At 59.4% G+C, this 17,854-nt stretch carries 21 protein-coding genes and 1 tRNA gene; 11 read left to right on the plus strand and 11 right to left on the minus strand.

Annotation, left to right across the window (positions count from 1 at the left end; translation table 11 throughout):
• Positions 1-476 precede the first annotated feature (476 nt).
• The 3 genes from AC0V8S_RS24625 to AC0V8S_RS24635 are packed head-to-tail and all read left to right on the plus strand — an operon-like array spanning position 477 to position 1,538.
• The gene (locus AC0V8S_RS24625) at positions 477-758 is read left to right on the plus strand and encodes a hypothetical protein (protein ID WP_475433957.1); all 282 of its coding nucleotides are present in this window, start codon (positions 477-479) and stop codon (positions 756-758) included.
• The gene (locus tag AC0V8S_RS24630) at positions 758-1,294 is read left to right on the plus strand and encodes a hypothetical protein (RefSeq protein WP_475433959.1); all 537 of its coding nucleotides are present in this window, start codon (positions 758-760) and stop codon (positions 1,292-1,294) included. Before AC0V8S_RS24625 ends, AC0V8S_RS24630 begins: the two co-directional genes overlap by 1 nt.
• Before the next feature lie 16 nt (positions 1,295-1,310).
• Positions 1,311-1,538: a hypothetical protein gene (locus AC0V8S_RS24635; protein ID WP_475433960.1), complete on the plus strand. Its 228-nt coding sequence runs from the start codon at positions 1,311-1,313 to the stop codon at positions 1,536-1,538.
• A 72-nt stretch (positions 1,539-1,610) separates the two neighbouring features.
• Here the strand turns inward: AC0V8S_RS24635 and AC0V8S_RS24640 are convergent, their stop codons facing one another.
• Both AC0V8S_RS24640 and AC0V8S_RS24645 read right to left on the minus strand, forming a co-directional pair.
• On the minus strand, positions 1,611-2,300 hold the full coding sequence (locus AC0V8S_RS24640; RefSeq protein ID WP_475433962.1) for a DNA methyltransferase: 690 nt from the start codon (positions 2,298-2,300) through the stop codon (positions 1,611-1,613).
• A gap of 84 nt (positions 2,301-2,384) precedes the next feature.
• Complete coding sequence (locus AC0V8S_RS24645) at positions 2,385-2,588, minus strand: hypothetical protein (RefSeq protein WP_475433963.1); 204 nt, start codon at positions 2,586-2,588, stop codon at positions 2,385-2,387.
• A gap of 907 nt (positions 2,589-3,495) precedes the next feature.
• On the opposite strand from AC0V8S_RS24645, the gene AC0V8S_RS24650 reads away from it, so the two are divergent.
• The 5 genes from AC0V8S_RS24650 (at position 3,496) to AC0V8S_RS24670 (ending at position 7,748) form a co-directional block, all read left to right on the plus strand.
• A complete protein-coding gene (locus tag AC0V8S_RS24650; RefSeq protein WP_475433965.1) occupies positions 3,496-3,933 on the plus strand; it encodes a phage integrase N-terminal domain-containing protein in 438 nt (145 codons plus the stop codon).
• Positions 3,867-4,367: an integrase domain-containing protein gene (locus AC0V8S_RS24655; RefSeq protein WP_475433967.1), complete on the plus strand. Its 501-nt coding sequence runs from the start codon at positions 3,867-3,869 to the stop codon at positions 4,365-4,367. The genes AC0V8S_RS24650 and AC0V8S_RS24655 overlap by 67 nt, the downstream gene beginning before the upstream one ends.
• On the plus strand, positions 4,367-4,669 hold the full coding sequence (locus AC0V8S_RS24660) for a hypothetical protein (RefSeq protein WP_475433969.1): 303 nt from the start codon (positions 4,367-4,369) through the stop codon (positions 4,667-4,669). The genes AC0V8S_RS24655 and AC0V8S_RS24660 overlap by 1 nt, the downstream gene beginning before the upstream one ends.
• A 332-nt stretch (positions 4,670-5,001) precedes the next feature.
• Positions 5,002-5,313, plus strand: a complete 312-nt coding sequence (locus AC0V8S_RS24665; protein ID WP_475433971.1) for a hypothetical protein — start codon at positions 5,002-5,004, stop codon at positions 5,311-5,313.
• Entirely contained in the window at positions 5,310-7,748 is a 2,439-nt protein-coding gene (locus tag AC0V8S_RS24670; protein ID WP_475433973.1) for a M48 family metalloprotease, read from the plus strand. Before AC0V8S_RS24665 ends, AC0V8S_RS24670 begins: the two co-directional genes overlap by 4 nt.
• Before the next feature lie 351 nt (positions 7,749-8,099).
• On the opposite strand, the gene AC0V8S_RS24675 is transcribed toward AC0V8S_RS24670, so the two are convergent.
• Positions 8,100-8,303, minus strand: a complete 204-nt coding sequence (locus AC0V8S_RS24675; RefSeq protein WP_475433975.1) for a hypothetical protein — start codon at positions 8,301-8,303, stop codon at positions 8,100-8,102.
• Positions 8,304-8,650: 347 nt separating this feature from the next.
• Here AC0V8S_RS24675 and AC0V8S_RS24680 point away from each other — a divergent pair, with 347 nt between their 5' ends.
• Positions 8,651-9,286, plus strand: coding sequence for a plasmid pRiA4b ORF-3 family protein (locus tag AC0V8S_RS24680; RefSeq protein ID WP_475433977.1), 636 nt, complete (start codon positions 8,651-8,653; stop codon positions 9,284-9,286).
• A gap of 680 nt (positions 9,287-9,966) precedes the next feature.
• Here AC0V8S_RS24680 and AC0V8S_RS24685 read toward each other — a convergent pair.
• Positions 9,967-10,158: a hypothetical protein gene (locus AC0V8S_RS24685; RefSeq protein ID WP_475433979.1), complete on the minus strand. Its 192-nt coding sequence runs from the start codon at positions 10,156-10,158 to the stop codon at positions 9,967-9,969.
• A gap of 78 nt (positions 10,159-10,236) precedes the next feature.
• Here AC0V8S_RS24685 and AC0V8S_RS24690 point away from each other — a divergent pair, with 78 nt between their 5' ends.
• Positions 10,237-10,521, plus strand: a complete 285-nt coding sequence (locus AC0V8S_RS24690; protein ID WP_475433980.1) for a hypothetical protein — start codon at positions 10,237-10,239, stop codon at positions 10,519-10,521.
• A 202-nt stretch (positions 10,522-10,723) separates the two neighbouring features.
• Here AC0V8S_RS24690 and AC0V8S_RS24695 read toward each other — a convergent pair whose 3' ends face one another.
• Positions 10,724-10,939 carry a hypothetical protein gene (locus tag AC0V8S_RS24695; protein WP_475433982.1) on the minus strand — a complete coding sequence of 72 codons (216 nt, stop codon included), beginning with the start codon at positions 10,937-10,939 and terminating at the stop codon, positions 10,724-10,726.
• 140 nt (positions 10,940-11,079) lie between these two features.
• Positions 11,080-11,475: a hypothetical protein gene (locus AC0V8S_RS24700; RefSeq protein ID WP_475433984.1), complete on the minus strand. Its 396-nt coding sequence runs from the start codon at positions 11,473-11,475 to the stop codon at positions 11,080-11,082.
• Between the two features lie 421 nt (positions 11,476-11,896).
• Between AC0V8S_RS24700 and AC0V8S_RS24705 the strand changes: the two genes are divergently transcribed.
• Complete coding sequence (locus AC0V8S_RS24705) at positions 11,897-13,534, plus strand: type IV secretory system conjugative DNA transfer family protein (protein WP_475433986.1); 1,638 nt, start codon at positions 11,897-11,899, stop codon at positions 13,532-13,534.
• Positions 13,535-13,660: 126 nt separating this feature from the next.
• On the opposite strand, the gene AC0V8S_RS24710 is transcribed toward AC0V8S_RS24705, so the two are convergent.
• The 5 genes from AC0V8S_RS24710 to AC0V8S_RS24730 form a co-directional block, all read right to left on the minus strand.
• Complete coding sequence (locus tag AC0V8S_RS24710; RefSeq protein WP_475433988.1) at positions 13,661-14,116, minus strand: hypothetical protein; 456 nt, start codon at positions 14,114-14,116, stop codon at positions 13,661-13,663.
• A 350-nt stretch (positions 14,117-14,466) separates the two neighbouring features.
• Positions 14,467-15,561 carry a MobA/MobL family protein gene (locus tag AC0V8S_RS24715; protein ID WP_475433989.1) on the minus strand — a complete coding sequence of 365 codons (1,095 nt, stop codon included), beginning with the start codon at positions 15,559-15,561 and terminating at the stop codon, positions 14,467-14,469.
• Between the two features lie 269 nt (positions 15,562-15,830).
• Entirely contained in the window at positions 15,831-17,045 is a 1,215-nt protein-coding gene (locus AC0V8S_RS24720) for a site-specific integrase (RefSeq protein ID WP_475433991.1), read from the minus strand.
• A 110-nt stretch (positions 17,046-17,155) separates the two neighbouring features.
• Positions 17,156-17,231: transfer RNA gene (locus AC0V8S_RS24725), tRNA-Trp, on the minus strand.
• 80 nt (positions 17,232-17,311) lie between these two features.
• Entirely contained in the window at positions 17,312-17,803 is a 492-nt protein-coding gene (locus AC0V8S_RS24730; protein WP_475433993.1) for a putative glycolipid-binding domain-containing protein, read from the minus strand.
• Between the last annotated feature and the right edge of the window lie 51 nt (positions 17,804-17,854).

The following is a 17,854-nucleotide window of genomic DNA, read 5'->3' on the forward strand; positions in this document are numbered from 1 at the left end:
CCTCCAAATAGATCGTGAGATCCCTAGCGTCATAGGCGGTAAGATGATCCGCCCAAGGGACTTCAGTTGCAAATGGTTGGATCAGGCGATTGGCGCGATGTCTTGTTCATCCATGTGCGCTTTCAATCACGAGCTTAGCTCGGCCCTCGCGTCAGAGTAACGTTAAACGGCGCACGTTCAATACCGCCTGTCTGTAGGCTAAACAATCTTGCGACGGCATTTTTGCACTGCCAATAACACTGTGGCGTTCAGCAGAATCAGACTAAGCAAAAACGCGCAGCGATCGTTCGAGCCTGAACCATTCACTGGCTCGCCGTATTGGAGATCCAGTAGCTAGACTTGCTTGCGACTTGAGAATTTTAACTGATCAAATTGAACCTGTTGCTGATCGGCGGGAGAGTGCCTAGCAACATCATCCTAAGTTGACTAGGCTGGCGGAATAACGCACAAGACTGTTGGGTTCGGGGAATCGCTAAATGAAGTTTTCTGATGGTGAGTTTGTTCTGGTAATCCCAGCTATCGAGGTCGGCACAGTCCTGACCACTGTGGCGGTGGATATCTACCTCGTCAGGGTACACGGCGGGCTAGAAAAGAATTACCATGCGGATGAACTCCGCGCCCTTCCCGTAAGACGACTACGATGCCCCGCGGCGAACCGAGGTTTTTACTACCTGATAAGCGCAGAAGTCCGGGACGAATACGCTGTAATAACCGAGCGGAAAGCGTACACCAAGAATGGGCAGAGAATCACGCGTTGATGCCCGAGAACCCGCTTAGTCCGTATTTCAGACCAAGTGAGCAGGCGATACGATTTGCTCAAAATGGTACATTTATCGGACTAATTTCGATTGGCATAAGCCGATACAATATTCGAATTGATAAGTGGCCCGGGACGGATATAGCAGTCCCACAAAACCTTTTCGCTCCGTTCTCCACCATCTTGGCAGTGTTTGCCCTTTATTTTCTTATTGTATTTGCTGTTTACTATTTCGAGGAGCTTTTTCAATTCAACCAGATCGATTTTGAAGATACCTACAAGGAAGCCGTTAAAGTGTTCAGGGCTGAGGAGGGGCACGTCGAAGATGCCGAACTCCGCGTAATAGTGCAAAGCCTACAGCAAAAGGCCGATGAGGCAAGGCAGGCTCGCCGCTTTTTCGGAATCATTCGCCATACGTTGCTTTTGGCCGTCCCAGGATGCTTGATGTTGCTACTTATTTACTTAGAAAGTGGAAATATAGTTTATATTTTCTTTCCCGGCGTCAGTAACGGTGCTATGATTATTTCTAGATCTTAACCCGTGAGGCGAAGACATGGAAAAATCTGTACCCTTGACTTTTGTTCTTGAGAACGGCGTCGAGATCGGGGCCCATAGACATGCCAACCCGGACGGAAGTCCGGGTGGATGGGTCGCTGACAACGCCGACGTTTCGTCGCAGGCGATCGTTGAGTTTGAAGCGGTAGTTGCGCCCTTCGCCGTTGTAAAGGCTGGTCGGATTATTCGCGACCGACACTTCGTTCGCCAAAACCAAGTTATCTGAGAGAAATAAGGGCCCATGTGGGCCCTTATTTCGTCTTGTGCCCGTCGCACCGTCCAAGCTCACAGCTAGCAGCTAGCGCTCTAGCCGCCGAGATGCCGTTTCGCCATGGCGGGCATCCAACTCGATGCCCAGCCAGTTGCGGCCGCAGTCCTGCGCAGCAACAAGCGTGGAACCCGACCCGCAAAACGGGTCGAGTACCAAGCCACCCGCAGGGCAGAACGCCTTCACCAGCCGCCGCAGCGGCGCTACGGGCTTTTCCGTGGGATGGAGGCGATTGCCGGTGTATTGCCACGGCAATACGTCGGGAACCGCCTCCGTCGGCAGGGGAGGCTGTCCCTTGGCAAGGATGTAGGCGGACTCGTGATGCGCGGCCACGAACCGCGTCGAGGAGGCATAGCTTTTGCTGAAGACGAGATGGCCGACAATGCGGAATCCTGCCGCGCGCCACGCTTCGATAAACTGGTCGGCAGCGTTCCAGCCGTAGAAGCTGACGCACAAACTATCCGGCCGCAAAACGCGATAGGCTTCGGCAAAGGCCGGCTTCAGCCAATGCGAGTTGTTGTCGTTGGCCACCGTGCGGCCGGTGCGGTCGCGATAGCGGCACAGGTACGGCGGATCCGTGAGGATGAAGTCGACACATTCGGCAGGAAGGCCTGCCATGACTTCGATGCAATCGCCGTGGAGCACGCTATTGCGGGGACACGTGGCGGCAGCCACTGCCGGGACGGGTCCCAGCCGCTCGATAGAAATGAATCGGATCATCGCACCAATTCCTCTCTATCGGCTTCACTTCTGCCGGCAAACGCGTCGCCGGCAAGGCCGTCCGCACCGCGGAAGCGGTGGGGCTCACGCCCCCACGCTTTCCTTGGCCTTGCGTTCGCGGATGACCAGGCGTCCGCTGAGAGGCACGGCCTTCAGGTTGAGATTGAAGCCCTTGCGGTCATCGTGGCTCCACAGTGCGCCGATTTCGGTCCAGGTGGTCTTATCGCCCTCGCCCTCGACAACGAAAACGGTGTGGGTCGGCCGTTTGGTGGTGGTGGTTTTCGTCATAGTCTTTCTCCTTTGTTACCCCGGCCACGTCATTGCGGCCGGTCGGGTGACCAAGGCGCCGGGCGATTCAGCCGGCCTGCAACGGAGGGTCCAACCGAGGGTCCCTCTGGGAGACGGTTGGATGCCTTGCAGGACGGCACGCCGGGTGCACACACGACCCATTTCCGGCCGTTTTGACCGTGTGACCGGCACAAAGGGGAGAAAGACGACGACCCCCCCGCCAAGCGGCTGACCAGCCATGCCATGTCGAGGCCCGGGCGATCCACCTGCGATAGAGGCGCGTCCGCCGCCACGACGACCGCAAGGGCTTGGCCCTGAACCAGGGCCTCCGCTTGCCGTGCCGACGCCAATCCGGGTGCCGGGCCAAAGCCATTGGCCAGGAACGCGGAGGGGCGTGAGGAGCCACGTCGGGCATGGGAATGTCCGACATGGCGGGCGGCCGGCGGTCTGTCACTCGCCAATGTATTGGGGAGTGACAGACCGCCGCCAAAGCCTCGGTGGATAACGGGTTCGCGCAAACGTTCCCGCATGACGCCCAAATGACGCTGCGCTTCGTCGATCATTTCTGATGCAACGCGCTGGCCATCAGCAGGCAACACCATCACTGTCTCGCCGGGCAACTAAAGCCTGATCCATCTCACCCGACCTTTTCCCCAACCAAAGGAGAGCAGAATGCCTGCTTATCTCATTCGTGGGCCGCCGCGGCGGCCACACCTCCGGTTTCGACCTCTCGGTAACCGGATGCCCAACAGGGCAAACCATATCGGCCAGCCACCCGGCTGGCCCGGGAGGCTCGTACCGTAAGGAAGACTACGCATTCCGGCCATGCCGCGAATGACCTTCGCGGGGTGCCACGATCTACGGACGTGCATCGGCCATCAACACTCACCTTAAGGAAGCGAGCAAGATGGACGATCTGACCATGGACCTGGTGCGGCTGTGCCAACGCAACAGGGACGGCTCTTACGGCACCCAAAACAACCGCCGGCGCGGCCTGTCCGCAATGGCAAATGACCTCGCGGACCTCGGCTACAAACTGCCGTCTGCCGGTTCGCTAAAACCCAAACACGTCGAGTCCCTTGTCGAAAGATGGCTGGATTCCGATACATCGGACGCCAGTGTCCGCAACCGCCTCACCTGGCTGCGCTGGTGGGCGGAGAAGATCAACAAAGTTAATGTGGTCAACCGCGACAACGCCGCGTACGGCGTCGCCGAGCGTGGCGAGGTCGCGCGCAACCGCGCCCAGACCCTCGACCATGCCAAGCACGGCAAGATCGAGTGCCCGATATCAAGGCCTCCGTTCTGCTCCAGGCGGCGTTTGGCCTGCGGCGCGAAGAAGCCATGAAATTTCAACCGCAGGCGGCCGTCAGGGCCGACCATATCGCCCTCCAGGCGAGCTGGACGAAAGGTGGCCGGGCACGGACCGTGCCGGTTATCACGCTCGAGCAGCGACAGGTCCTCGAACACGTCATGCGCCTTGTTCCCGGCCGAGGGTCTCTGATCCCCGCGCATTTGAGCTATGTCGAACAGCTTAAGCGGTTCGAGTACCAGACGCTCAAGGCGGGGCTCCGCAACACCCACGGATTGCGCCATGCTTATGCCCAGCAACGCTACGCGACGCTGACCGGCCAATCCTGCCCGCTGGCAGGCGGCAAGCGCTGGGCTGACATGAGCGGAAATGAACGTGCCGGCGACCGCGCGGCGCGCCACAGGATTTCCGCTGAACTCGGCCATGGCCGCCTGAAAATCACGGACACCTATCTCGGGAGGGCCTTCTAATGAAACGCGCAGAAGGCAATTTCCTGATGGCCACCACCATGAGGACGAAGTACGCCGATACACTGTTCAAACCAGCGACGATCGCCGCCGCCATCGATGAGGCGGCAAAGCAGGGTCATCGCCACTATCGTGTCGTCCAGGAGTACGCGTTCGACCTTTCAGACACAGAGGCCGCCAAGGCGCTCGAGGAATGGCTCGATTCCGAGGAATTCCACTATATCTGGTCCCACACCTATATCGAGAGGAGTGCATTCCGCCCACCCATCGTCACAGAATACCCGGAGCTAGAGATTTCGTGGTAATGCGCCGAAGGAGAAGGCGGCCACAAGTAATTGAATATCAAGGCGTCCGTCCGGACAAGTGAGAGGGGGATGTACATCCCTCTTTTGTTTTTGCCTCCGCTTCCGAAGTCCTTTGGGAAACAGTTCTGCTGATCCCGCTAAAAACCGGAATGTGTTCAACATTCCCTCCGCAGACACCCTTTGAGCAAGCATAGCCCCAGGATCTTATTTAGCTTGAGCTAATAACCATGAGCCCGAGTCTTCGGTATCAGGTTTGCTCAACCAATTTCTCAAAATCCCATTGTATTCGCCTTAGCTGTTGCTACTGTCTCACCGGTCGGGCGGGGTGGGATATGGCCGATAAATTTGATCTGTTTGGCGACCGGGATCGCGGCGTCGCGCTTGCGCTACAATGGGGCAAATGGGGCCTGTCGGGCGGGAGGCATTTGAGGGCCCGCTCAGCACGGCGGCGGGTCGAAGACCTCTACGGCCGGACCCCGGACGAAATCATGGAGCTGCTGTCAGGCTGGCAACGCAACGGCTGGCGTTGGAGCATCAACTATGCGCGCGGCGCCCAGCCGTTCAAAACCAGGCTCGTCTCCTACACCGAGAGCGAGACCTGCAAGACCCGCGTTGGCACGATGGACGGAGGGCCAGGCACATGACGCTCGCTACGGCGATATTCGGGTCAGAGACGCGGTTGCGTCCGCTCATCAAAACAGTGCTCGTTGTGACGGCGCTGCGGTTCGGCTGGCTCGCCATCAACATCTATCAACCGACCGCGCTCTCCTTGGCCTGGGCCTTAGTCCCCTGGCCCTATCCCATGTACTCTTGGACCGTGTGGGTGGCGGATGGGGTGCTGGTCTTTTACCAGTTCCGCACCGCCATCCGGATTGGCCGGCTTCTCGCGTTGCGCCACGCCCCTCAGTTCAGTGCGTTTCTTGGATTTTCGGCTCGCGCCACCGGAGCCGAACAGCATCTGACGCCACGCAACCGTTCCTGGATGCCGACAGCACTCCAGCTGTCTGGGGTGCTTATCCTCACGTGCTGCGCTGTAACCTGGGTTGCCCTGATGCTCGGTTACAGGGAATGGGCACCCTTCGACTACTTCATGCGAACCTATTATGCCGACCGGTCAGTTCTGGTCGGCTTGGTCCTCTCTGCTCTTGGCCTGATGTTCGGCGGCCGCTACATCGCGCGGGCCTCTGGGGACGTCAGCACCAGTTTCGGGGTGATGCCGGTGGAAGACACTCACTGGCTAGCGGAGCGTGTGCACGACCTCGCCGAACAGCTCAACCTGCCCAAGCCGGCTGTGGGTATTACCAACGTTATGAACGCCTTTGCCATGGGAGCGAACCAGAAATCGTCCATGGTCGTGATCGGCAAGCCGCTCTTCGGGTTCGAAAAAGACGAACTGAATGCCATCATCGGGCACGAACTCGGCCACATCCTGCACAACGACGTGGCGCGGATGCAGTTCGCGGAAGGCTTTCAGCGCATGCTGGTCACCGTGGTGAACATCCTGACGCGGGTCGCCGTCACAGTGGCAGTGCGCGGCAAGAAGAGCCGCGCTAAAGCTCGCCAGGACGCGCATCTGGCCTGGGTTAGCGGGCTGGTTGTCCGGAAAACGGTCTTCGTTGCCTCCGAGCTCGTCGCCAAAGGTATTTCGCGTAACCGCGAGTTTCACGCCGACGCGGTCGGAGCGCATGTAACGTCTCCCGATGCCATGGCCCGCGCCCTCAAGCGCGTTTATGGCGTGGCGGACAAGCCGACCGCCGAAGAGCGGCAATATGGCTACCTGATGTTCCGCGGAGCAGGTTTCGGGAAATTCTTCGCGACGCACCCGCCCCTAGAAGCGCGCCTGAAAGCCCTCGACGCGCATGCGATTTCGCACGAAGCCGCCAAGGCGGCCGTTGCCCAGGCTTCCCTTGTGGCCGTCGAGGGGACAAAGGGCCTTGGCCTTGCCGGCCCGGGATCCAGCGACGTAGCGCCGTCCGCTCTGCGTGCGCAGCTTGCCTCCCTGGCTTATGGCCTTGGACGCAGGACGCGGCGCGGCCTCGCGGCCTTTCGCGCAAAGGCTAATGTCCGGCGGCTGGCGACCTTGGGCGCAATTTGCCTCGTCTTGGCGGTGGTGGCGCCTGCCATTGTGAGCTTCTACGGCCTTGATCGCCGGCTCAATGACGCCAAGGCGTCAGCAGGCGAGGCGCTGTCGTCCTCCTGGAACTGGGTGGCCGACACCAAGGAAGCGTGGTTCGGTGACCCCGAATACACGGCGCGTGTTGGGCAGCTTGAGGCTCGAGAGCTGGCAGTGAAGGCCGCGGAAGCGCGCCTTGCCAACGATCGCACGGCCCTCGCCCAGCAGACGTCCACCGGCAACGTGAGCCTCTCCACCGCGCTCGCCGAGCGCGACCACGCCCACAGGCAAGTGCAGGATCTGCTCCTGAAGCTCGATGCGGCCAACGCCGACCGCTCGGCGCTGACGGCGCGTCTTGCACTGCCGGCGGCTTCCCAAGCCGACATGCAGCATCAGATCGCCTCCCTTACCGAACAGCTGTCCACGATGACCGCCGATCGGGACGAGATGGTCCGGCGAAATGACGAGCTTCGGCAGATGAACCTCGAGTTGAAGGGGCAGATCGCCGGCCGGGACACGGCCCGGGTCGACCTCGACAAGCAAATCCAAACCTTCAAGGACCAGATCGCCAGTCTCGCCAACGGCGAACCCGCAAGCCAGGAGCAATCCGCCGTGCCGCCCGTCCGCGAAGCGCCGGCCACGGCGCAAGGCGGTTACGGCGCATTTGCCGCCGCTGGAAACGGCATCGTCATTCTGACGAACCGGAGCTTCGCGACCCTGGAGGCTGCGACTGACGCGGCTCTGGCCGAATGCCGCCAATTCAGCGGCGGAAGCCAATGCGAGGTGAAACAGGTGTTCCGCAACACCTGTGCGGCCGTGGCGCGGGTCATTCCGGCGACGAAGCGGTCGCGCTATGAACTGCAGTTGGAAGCGACGATCGAGGACGCCGAAGAAATGGCACTTTCCGAGTGCTATCAGCGCAACCGGCGGCCTTGCGAAGTGACGCGCCAGGTTTGCGTCCAGTAGGAGAGCATGCCTGCTCGGTCCCTCTAACGGAAGTGTCATGAAAGACGGCTAAACGTGCTTTTCCTGGGGGAGCACTTCATCGTTGGTGGACCAACAGCAAGCGCAAAGTGACGCCTACCGCCTCGAGCGCCTGGACGGTGGTCGCGCCGTAACTCTTGTCACTTTCTATTCGACGGCCGAGGCATTGGCGGTCTTGGGCTGCTTGGTCGATGGCTACCGCTTGATGCTTGGCGATAGGCAAGTATGGCCGGCATCCGGCCGTCATGACGATATCGCAAGTTAGGCCCGCCCACCGTTGGATTAACCCGGTGTTCCAAGGACGTTTCTGTCCGGCCGAGGCGAGTAGAGAATTCAGCTTTCCGTAGGGTCCAGTTTTGCCCGGATCTTGCCGACCGCCTTCATGATAATGTCGGCGGCTTGCCGGTCCAGCGCGATGTCTAGGAGGCCTTCCGTCGTCCGGATCGAGAGAATGCCAAGGGTGCCTTTCTCGTCCGTGACCGTGCCGACATGAACTTCGGTCGGCACGAAAGGTCGTGCCTTTTCCACACGCTTCATAGGTTTCTCGCGTCGCTGGGCGGCTTCCGACAATCACGCACCACAACGCTGTGTTCAAGCGAATTCAAAGCTTATGCTTAGACAGGCCCCGTTTCTTGTCTGGGAACGTCACCTCATTGCCGAAAATTGCCGCTCCACCTGAACGACAGCGCTCTCGTCGAGGCGACAGGCACCTGCGGGTCCGCGCCAAAAAGTCTCAACCGGCACATCCATTCGCGTGCGAGAACCCGCTGAGGTCTGGAGGGCATCAAAGCCTGCACGGGCGTCATCTCCGATGGCTGCTGCGTAAAGGCTTTTATCGCCAACACCCCGTTGACCATGACAATTCCCCTCGGCATATCGATCGCATGCTTGATCCCTTCGCCCCCGACAGCTTCATCGTGCGTGCACAGGCCTACATTGTGGGGATCGAGCCCAAGGTAAGCCGCACCCTCGAACTGCCAATGTCGCTCAACCTCGCGCAGCTCCACGAGGTGCTCCAGGCCGCCTTTGGCTGGACCGACAGCCATCTGCACCAGTTCAACATAGGCGGCATCATCTACGGCGCACCGGAGTTCGACGAAGACGGTCTCTTCGACAACCGGACTTTCGAGGCCACCGAAGTCCGGATGCTTGACTTCGTCTTCCCCTACGATCCTGATGAGAGCCCCGTCACGATCCTCTACGAGTACGATTTTGGCGATTGTTGGCGTCATCTGCTCCGCTTGGTGCGTGTCCCGCGCCAGGAAGGTGTCAAATATCCCCGTTGCATCGCCGCTGCGCGGTCTGGACCGCCTGAGGATGTCGGTGGGCCCTCAGGATATGCCGGGTTCCTCGAAGCCTGGCTCGACTCCGACCACGAGGAACACAAAGCCATGCATCGCTGGGCCGGCCGCAAATTCCACCCGGAACGCTGCAACCTCGACGACATCAACAAGGCCATCGCCAAGGCCTTTCGCATATCAAGAGGCGACTACCGCTTCCGTCGATACCAGCCAGCGTAGCTGACCCCCATTTGGCCCACTGGCAACGACATGTTGTGCACACAGCCAGTCCAGCAGGTGCCGCCTTGCGCCGCGGGCCGGCAGGCGATTTACGGCATCGCGGCTGGAAGGGTTAGGAGATTAGAGGAACGGGGCTGGATCTCGATCGTCGCCACACAGAATCTGCATGAAGTGGACGGCTTGGCTCGGATCCTCTTGAAGGTTCTCGCAGGCACTCCACAGAGTTCGAGAGTGAGGCGGTGGCACGGGAGGTTCCATGCCCTTCAACTCGTGGTGAATAGTGACCACGAAGACCGAGCAAACCGTCAATGCAAGGTAGATTGTAGGATATGTCCGCAACATTTTCGTCCTCTCGCTGTCGCTGTGCCGGATTTGCGAGAGCTCAATGTGGTAATCTTCACTTATAATAGACCAGCAAAGCCATCCAACAATACGGTAGTGGAAATAAGGTTCTGGTGGTGCAACGCGAGTCTCGTTGTTGAGGCAGCGCCTAAGCTAGACGGCATGCGCCTCCCTCAGAAATTTATCTTCAATTGAACAAAAGAACCCCGCATCGGCACACTCGCGTTCGGCAAGCTGCTTGAACGTTGTTACGAACCAGTCCGGATCGCGAAGTCGGACAAGTAAACGGTCAGCACTGATGCCCTTACAAATACTGCCCCCAAAGGGGGCAGCGCTTATCACGATTCGCGAGGTATGAGAGAAAAATCAACCAGCACAGTACGGTTTCCGTTCATCGGCACGCCATAGTAGCCGTAGAACGCTATGATATCCTGCATCATCGGGTCCAGGTCGTCAGAAGGCCGGCTTTTACTAACGTTTGTCGGGCTTAGCTTTTTGCGCTTTGCCTCGTTTGTGGCGGTGCGTTTCATCGCGTTCCTCGTAATAATACGCGATGTTTGCTGTCAAGCTGACATCGCGATGGGTTGCTGTCAGCTAGACCTATGGAAATGAAAGATGTTTCGCATTCCTATTTGGCTTGCCTGGAAATGGTTACTCAACCGTTCAATCCCGTCAACAATTGTTTCCTCGTCGCGCACGTAGACCCTTCTGATCACCGAGTCATCATTCGCCAATACGCTTGCGGCGCGACTTACTGTCGCTATGCCGAAGCCTACAGCATCGCGGATTTCACGTTGGGTCATGTGGTTCTCGACGAGATGGCCAAGATGCGCCAGCGAATATTCGCCGCAGCGAGCTCCGCTGGGCTAAAGATGGCCGACACGAACCCTTAGCATTGTTGTTCATCACTACAGCCTAGCAAGAATCTGCTCGCGAGGAATCACTTCTAGCCTGTGATTGCGGTTGCACTAGCACATTAGTACGGCCGAAACCGTCGTCAATGGAACAACCAGGCCTTCCCTGGTCCGAGGTCAAGCGGTCAGTGTTCATAGTGGTAGGCGGGCAAGTGCTCCGGCTGGTCCTGCAGCTCCGCGATCAGATAGGCGCGCACCTTTCCGTGGAATTCACTTGCTCTTGGGCTCGGGCATGAAAGTAGAACGCACCCTGGCGCAGCTCTTCCGGTATTCCGGGAATGGTTTCCGCCTGCGTCTTCCGCAGGGTCCAGTAGGCAAGGCGCTGCCGGCACCGGATAAGTTCCTTTTCGAGCAATTCCAGTGCCTTGCGTGTTTTCTCGCGCTGTTCCTGCGTCAATTCAGGAATTCCGAAAATCGACCCTCTGTGTAACTTGGCCATGAATTGATGATGGGGCGGCCTTTCGGTTCCCGCAAGTGCTACCCGCGACCGCGGCCCCGCTCGCTCCACCCGCGGTCGTCGGCGCCCTCAACCGGTTCCTAGCGGCCCGTATCAAGCCAATCCAGGTGGTTTTCGGCGCGCTCCGGCACTGCGTCGGATCGATGAACCAACGTTCCGACTTTGGAAAGCCAATCCAGGTGGTTCTCGGCGGGGTTACCACGCTCCCCGTTCGCGGGAAGGGGCTGCTTTCGTTCCTCCCGGTGCTGGACGCGGCGCTCTAAATCCTCGATCTGCCCTGCTACCTTGCCGAGTTGATACATGTGGTCCCGTTGAATGCCGTAACGGTCCTGCAGGAACGAAATGATGCGATTGGGACTGGAGCCCGCCTCCAGCCGGGGCAGCCAGTTTTTAATCTCATATTCGATATCGCCGATGGCTTTTTTCAAAGACCGGGATTGGTTCTGAAGCAGTTCGAGTGCGCGCTGGTTATCCATGTCTTGTCCTTCGTCCTCTTCCGGAATTATGCGGCTCGCGACCCGTGTTGCAGCGAGGATTGGGCCGGAAATGACGACCCGCTCCCGCACCGGCTCGTTCGGCTGGTGCGGCCGGAGACAAGGACAGCTACAAAAACGGGAAAAGGCGTTCGCCTACTCAAGAGGCAAGGGGATGTTCATCCCCCTCTTTAGCTTCTTGCCTCCGCTTCCGGAGGCCCCTGAAACAGCAGTTCTGCTGTCTTGATTAGAAAGGCTGCTTCCGCATGCTGGCCCATGAGCTTTCGCTCCAGCGCATTACAGCCATTCTCTTCGCGGGAAATCCGTTGCAAACACTCAAGAAAAATTCATCTCGCCCCTTCCAAAGGGGTTTCTGCCAGATGTTTCCTGGTGTTACATCATCCAGTCTCGCGGGGGCTGGGGTATGCCAGATTGGTTCAAGAATTTCGATCCCCTGAAGGGAGTCGAGCCGTTCGGCTCGTCTCGCAAAGGGGGTGCGGGAGAAGGTTTTTCAACCGGATTCAAGATTGCCACCGCCATCGGCAACATGTTCGCCCAACATCGGGCGCGCAAACAAATGGAAAACGAACAGCGCGAGGAGAAACGGCGCGTCGATGAGGCGGTTGCCAACCCACCTCCCCTGCATGGTTCGGCGCGCTGGGCTGATGCCTCGGAGCTCTCAAAAGCGGGCTTGCTGCACCCGACCGCAAAGTTCGATAGCCCCTCTTCCATTTTGCTAGGGGTCTTCGAGGACCCCGCCCTCGGTCGGGCAGTCGCCGGTCAACTTCACTGGGATGGCGAAGGCCACCTCCTCACCGTGGCGCCCACACGTTCAGGCAAATCGACGACGACGATCATCCCCAACCTGGTCCGCTACAAGGGCTCGTGCGTTGTGCTCGACCCTAAGGGCGAGCTCTACGCGCAAACGGCTGCTTGGCGCCGGAAGAACGTCGGGCCGGTCTATCGTCTTTCACCTTTTCAGTCCGAAACCGACGCCTACAACCCACTCGACGGCATCGCATCATTTTCGGATGCCCAGGCGCTTGCCGACCTGATCATGCCGCCGGATCCGCACGCGCCGGACTTCTTCCGCAAGGATGCCATCTCAGTCCTGACCGCCATCATCATGTTCGTCACCGAGGCAGCGCCGCCGGGCCATCGCAACATGGCCGAGGTGCGGCGTATTACGGCCGCTCCTCTCGATCTTTTCACCGAGGCCATCAAGACCATGGGGGACTCGCGCAATCCTGCGATTGCAAACGCCGCCAACATTGTCCTTGGGAAGGACCGCAGCAAAGCCATCCCGAACCTGCGGGATACCATCAATACCGAGTTCGCCCTTTGGGACGACCCGGGACTCCATCGCGCCACCTCGGTGGCTTCATTCGATTTCCGTTCGCTGAAGGATAAACCGGCGACCGTCTACATCAGCGTCCCGTTCCACAAGATGTCGGCGTATGCCGCGTTCCTGAAAATAACGCTGACCACCGCCCTTGAGGCGATGCTCCAGAATGAAACCATCCCCGACATACCCGTCCTGTTCGTACTGGACGAATTCCTGAGCCTCGGCCCGTTCCCGCGCTTCCGCGACGCAATCCGAACACATGCCGGCGCCGGCGTCCGCCTCTGGTTCTTCCTTCAGGACGTCCCCACCCTCGAAGAACATTATCCAGCCGGGTGGAAGACGTTCTTCAACACATCGGTGAAAACGTTCTTCGGAACGGACGAGCACTTTACCGCATCGATGATCTCGGACTTCCTCGGCGACCAGACGCGGGGTTACCGGACAGCAGGGACCAGCAATAGCGCCTCGACCGGCCCGATCTTCAGTGGCAACGGGGCAGGAACGGGCTCGGTCAATCACGGCATCGCCTATTCCGGCCGTGCCCTTCTGACGCCGGACGAAGTGACGGAACTGCTCAGTGGCACCGCCGCGGATCAGACCCGAACCGGCCTTGTCTTTGCGCGTGGCGTCCGGCCGATCCAGGCCAAGCTCGTGCCCTGGTATCTGGGGCAAACCTGCCGTGATCGTGTCACCCAACCAGCAAATCGCAAAGCATGAGGAACGGCATGACCTCCGGTCCCTTTTTCGACGAAGTCAGGCCCTTGGCCGTCAGGTATTTGGCAGCCACGGCGGTAGCCACCTGAAAACGCTTTCTCGCAAAAAAGCCGATTGATCTTTGCGGGCCTAGCGGTCCCACAGCCATTGTCGGCTTAAGTTTCTCTCTTGCTCTCGGTCATCGGGCTCAGGCGATTCAGGTTTTCGCTTGACCCACCACGGATCCGGGTCGGCTCGCATCTCGCGCTGCATGCCATCGAAATGCACGGGGTTAACGGTGCGCATCTCATCCAACTGGTCGCGAACACCACGATATTCCTGAAATATGGCCGGGAGCCGTAAGCTGGCGTCTATGGCGTTCTCCTTTCTTGTCTCATCCCGGGGCATCTCGCCAAGCGAGAAGAGGTGGTTCTTCAGGAGCTCATACGAATGCGCATCGTTTAAGGCGGACTTCACCCACTTCTCGTAGGCGAGGTCAGGCCGCTCAAAGCAACGCTCAAAAAGCTCGTCGAACTGGCGGTTGAGCTGAACCATCCGCGTGGTCAGCTTCTGCATGTCTGCTTCCGGATCGAGCTCCTTCGCCATCGCAATTTCCTTTGACAGGGAATAGGAATAATGTCCTACTCCTACTATGCGGCCGTATTGGATGAGAAGGTTAGACTACGAACTTGCGCTAGCAAAGCGCCGCCCGTGGAGAGATTGGCCAGGATGGTTCTGGTTTCACTTGGTCAAACGACCCTACTATGCATACATGCTGCACCGTCGTCGGAAACTGGGAACCTATAGAGAAGGGTTGCCACCCAGCGATACCGCGACCCGCGTGCGAGGCGACATGCTGGCTGGCGCGCTGCCCGCCAAGCGCATTCCAAAAGACACGGTAAATTAGTCACGGAGAACTCCGTTCCTAGGTTGCGTAGCACGCCTTCCCGAGCCGATCACCGGCTCCGCCACCAGGCATCGCGATCCAGTTCAGGCGCATCATGTTCGCTTTCCGGCTGCCGATGATGCTGCGTGCTCACCCACCACGCCCTGTCGGTCTCGGCAGCAAGCTCCCGATCGTTTGGCAGCGGATAACGCTCGGCCGGCTGCTCGACCTCGGCAATCATCCTGTCCTGCGCCGCCTCCAGTTCATGCGATGGGATCAAGTCACCTTCGGGATTCAGGACAGGCCGATCGCGCTCGGCAACAGGGTCGCCCTGCTCGTGATCCCGCGACTGCCAATAGAGCCAGAATTCGTTACGTTCGCGCTCACTCATATCCGGCGCCGGTTCGCGGCTTTCCGGCGGCCAGTCGCGTCTCAGGGATAGGTGGGGATATAGTTCGGCAAGCGGGTTGGGCATTCTCAGCTCCTGTCGGACCGTGGCTATGCGTTCTACGTCGATGTACGCCCGGCGTGACCGCCGCGCCTGGCGATCGGCACCCATGTGCCGGCCTGCGCGCTGAGCCGAACCCATGGAAGCTTGGCTGCGGGCATCAATGCGGGCATCGAGGCCGGCGCTGGCGAAGCTGGCGTTGGCAATTTTGGCCCACCTGGCACGCGCATCGGTCACGAAGCGAAGCCCGTCGGCCTCCCGGATCTTTTCGGCGAAACCGCCCGCCGTAATCCGACGCGTCGTCAGCAGCATGTGGGCATGCGGATTGTTGTTGCTGCCGTCCTCGTGAATCGCCAAATCCACGACATAACCTTGACGCGTATACGCATCGGCCATGGCAGTGGTCAGCTCGCGCCAAATCGCCGGAGCGACTTCACGCGGCAGCGCAAACTCGATTTCCTTGGCAAGCCGTGCGTCCTTGCGCTTCTCGGCGGCTTCGACGGCATTCCAAAGCTTGGCACGGTCACCCATCCAGACAGGAGCTCCAGCCGGTATCCGGATCTCGGCATGGACAACGTCGCGCCGGCCGCCAAACGCGCTCTCGCGTTCTTCGGCGTCGTTCGGCAGCGTTTCGCCTGCCCGATAGGCGGCGGCAGCGACAACCGAACGGCCGTCACCGCGACTGATATTTTTGACGTGCAGATGGAAGATCGCCACCGGTCACCTGTCTATCCGCACTTTGTCGGGTAGCGGTGCACAGTCAAGATGAAAAGCAGCTCCAGGTGCGCAGCGGGGTTCCAAGGGGCTTGCCCCTGGCGCACTTGCCGGTTTTCTCCGATTGGCGTTTCGCCAGCGGTTAGAAAACCGAGCAACGCATCGCTCGTCTAGCTCAATGCGTACACATTGGGCGATGCGTAAGTGCGCTGTTGCATGGCTCTAAACTGGCGCCAATCCTTCAAGGTTGTCCGGCCAGGTCAGCCCGGAACTTAGTTCTCAATCTGCTCAACCCTCTCTGGCTTCGCCCGGTTCGTGGGCTTGGGCTTGCGCACGTTGATGGCAGCTGCATCGAGGCGGTTCTTGAGGTGCACAGCATAGTGCTTCTCGATCATTTCGACGCTTGTCCGGCAGTTTTTGGCGACCTGATAGATGTCGGCGCCTTCAAGCAATCGAAAGCTGATGTAGCTGTGCCGGAGCGAATACAGCGTGCGCCGATTGCCCTCGCGGTCGAGCTTGAGGCCGATCTTATCGAGGATGCCGTTGAACTGCTTTTTATGGTCGACCGGAAACAGCCGGTCTGTGGCCTTCGGCTTGTTCCGGGCCACCATCCGCTGGAAGGGGAATACGGCCCCGGACGTGCTTTTGCAGTACCCTACCCCGCGCTTGCCGCGCACCTGGATCTCCAGGATCTTTTGGCCCGTCGCCGCGTCCTTGACGACCTCTACATCCCGATACTCAAGCCAATTGGCCTCGTCCGGCCGGAGGCCCGTGTTCGTCAGAAAGAGGATCTTGTCGTGTAGCTGTTCGGCCAACCAGACCCGGTGGGCCTTTTCGCCCTCCTTCGCCTTGTGGCTGGCCTCCCGCGTTTTTCGCGCATGCTCACGCGTCGCCTGGTACAGCTGTTTGTACTCCTCTGGCGTAAACCAGGCGCGGTGAACGACCTTCGCTGACTTTTTGTAGGGCTGGGAGATATCTGGCAGATGTGACAGCCACCGGTGCCGAACGGCGGTCTTCAGGACAAGGCGCAGGGTCACGGTTTCGTGGTGGAGCGTGCTGCGCGACGGGAGCTTCTTGCCCTCCTCCGGCGCCAGCCGGGACATGCGGTACTCCTGCACAGTGCCGGCATTGATTGTCGAGAGGCCCATTTTGCCGAAGTACGGCACCAAATAGGTGCGAACGCGCCGATAATGATCCTGTACCCAGCGGGCGTTCCGTTCGCCTTCAGTCAGGACTTCATATTCCGCGACAAATTGGTCGGCGGCATCCTTGAACGTCTTCTCACCCACCAACTCACCGCGCCGGCCCTTGTCCTTAAGGCCGAAATACCAATCCTCAGCCCAGTCTTTGGCCTTCGATAGGCTTTCTTCCTTGGTGCTGACTCGCCAATTTTTGCCTTTGAGATAGGTCGAACAGTGCCATATCGGGCTGTCGTTGCGCCGATAGACATGAACCTTCCCGCCTAAAATTGTGTGCTTTTCCGTCATTGCCAGACACTCCCTGAGCACGTGCAAGTTTGTGCAAGAGATGTGTAAGGGTAGTTTCGGCTTCCTAGCCTAGCAAGGCTATTTCTAAGTGCCTGATTTCCTTGAGGAAATGGCACGGGCAGCAGGGCTCGAACCTACGACCTGCGGTTTTGGAGACCGCCGCTCTACCAACTGAGCTATGCCCGTATCGCGCGCCTCGGCGCAGCAGGGGCTTCCTAAAAGCTTCCGCGCTGTCTGTAAAGAGTGGTTTGCACGCAAACGCGCCTTCATCCCCTTTGCCAGAAATCGGGATAGGTGACGACCAGCCCGTCGCGGTCGATCTCGACTTCGCGCCTGAAGTCGCTGGCGCGCGATTCATAGAGATATCGCCTGCCCTCCTCGAGGCATGTGTAGCGCTGCGGGTTGCTGACGACCGTGAGCGCCGGGAATTCGATGAAGGCGGTTATGATCTCGGCACTTTGCCCGGAGGAAAGCCGCAAGCGGCGGATCGGCAGCGTGTTGGTGAACGGGGTAACGGTGAGATCAGGGTCGATCACGCCCTCCAGTTCAGGCACCGGCAGGCCGTCCCGGAGCCAATGGCCTTCGCCATCGGCGGCAAGGACAAGGGTCCGGCCGCTGCCGACCATGTCGACCGTGGCACGCCTGGCGCGCCAGTTGGCGTCGCATTCTATGCGATAGCGGACGGCGAAAGGGGTTTCACCGGAGCAAATGACGACGGAGTCGGCCAGGACCTCCCCTTGGCCGCTGGCGCAGTTCAAGATGCTCGATGCGGCCGTCCCACTCGCGCCAGCGCACGATCTTGAAGTCTT

The sequence above is a fragment of the Mesorhizobium oxytropidicola genome (assembly GCF_056174625.1).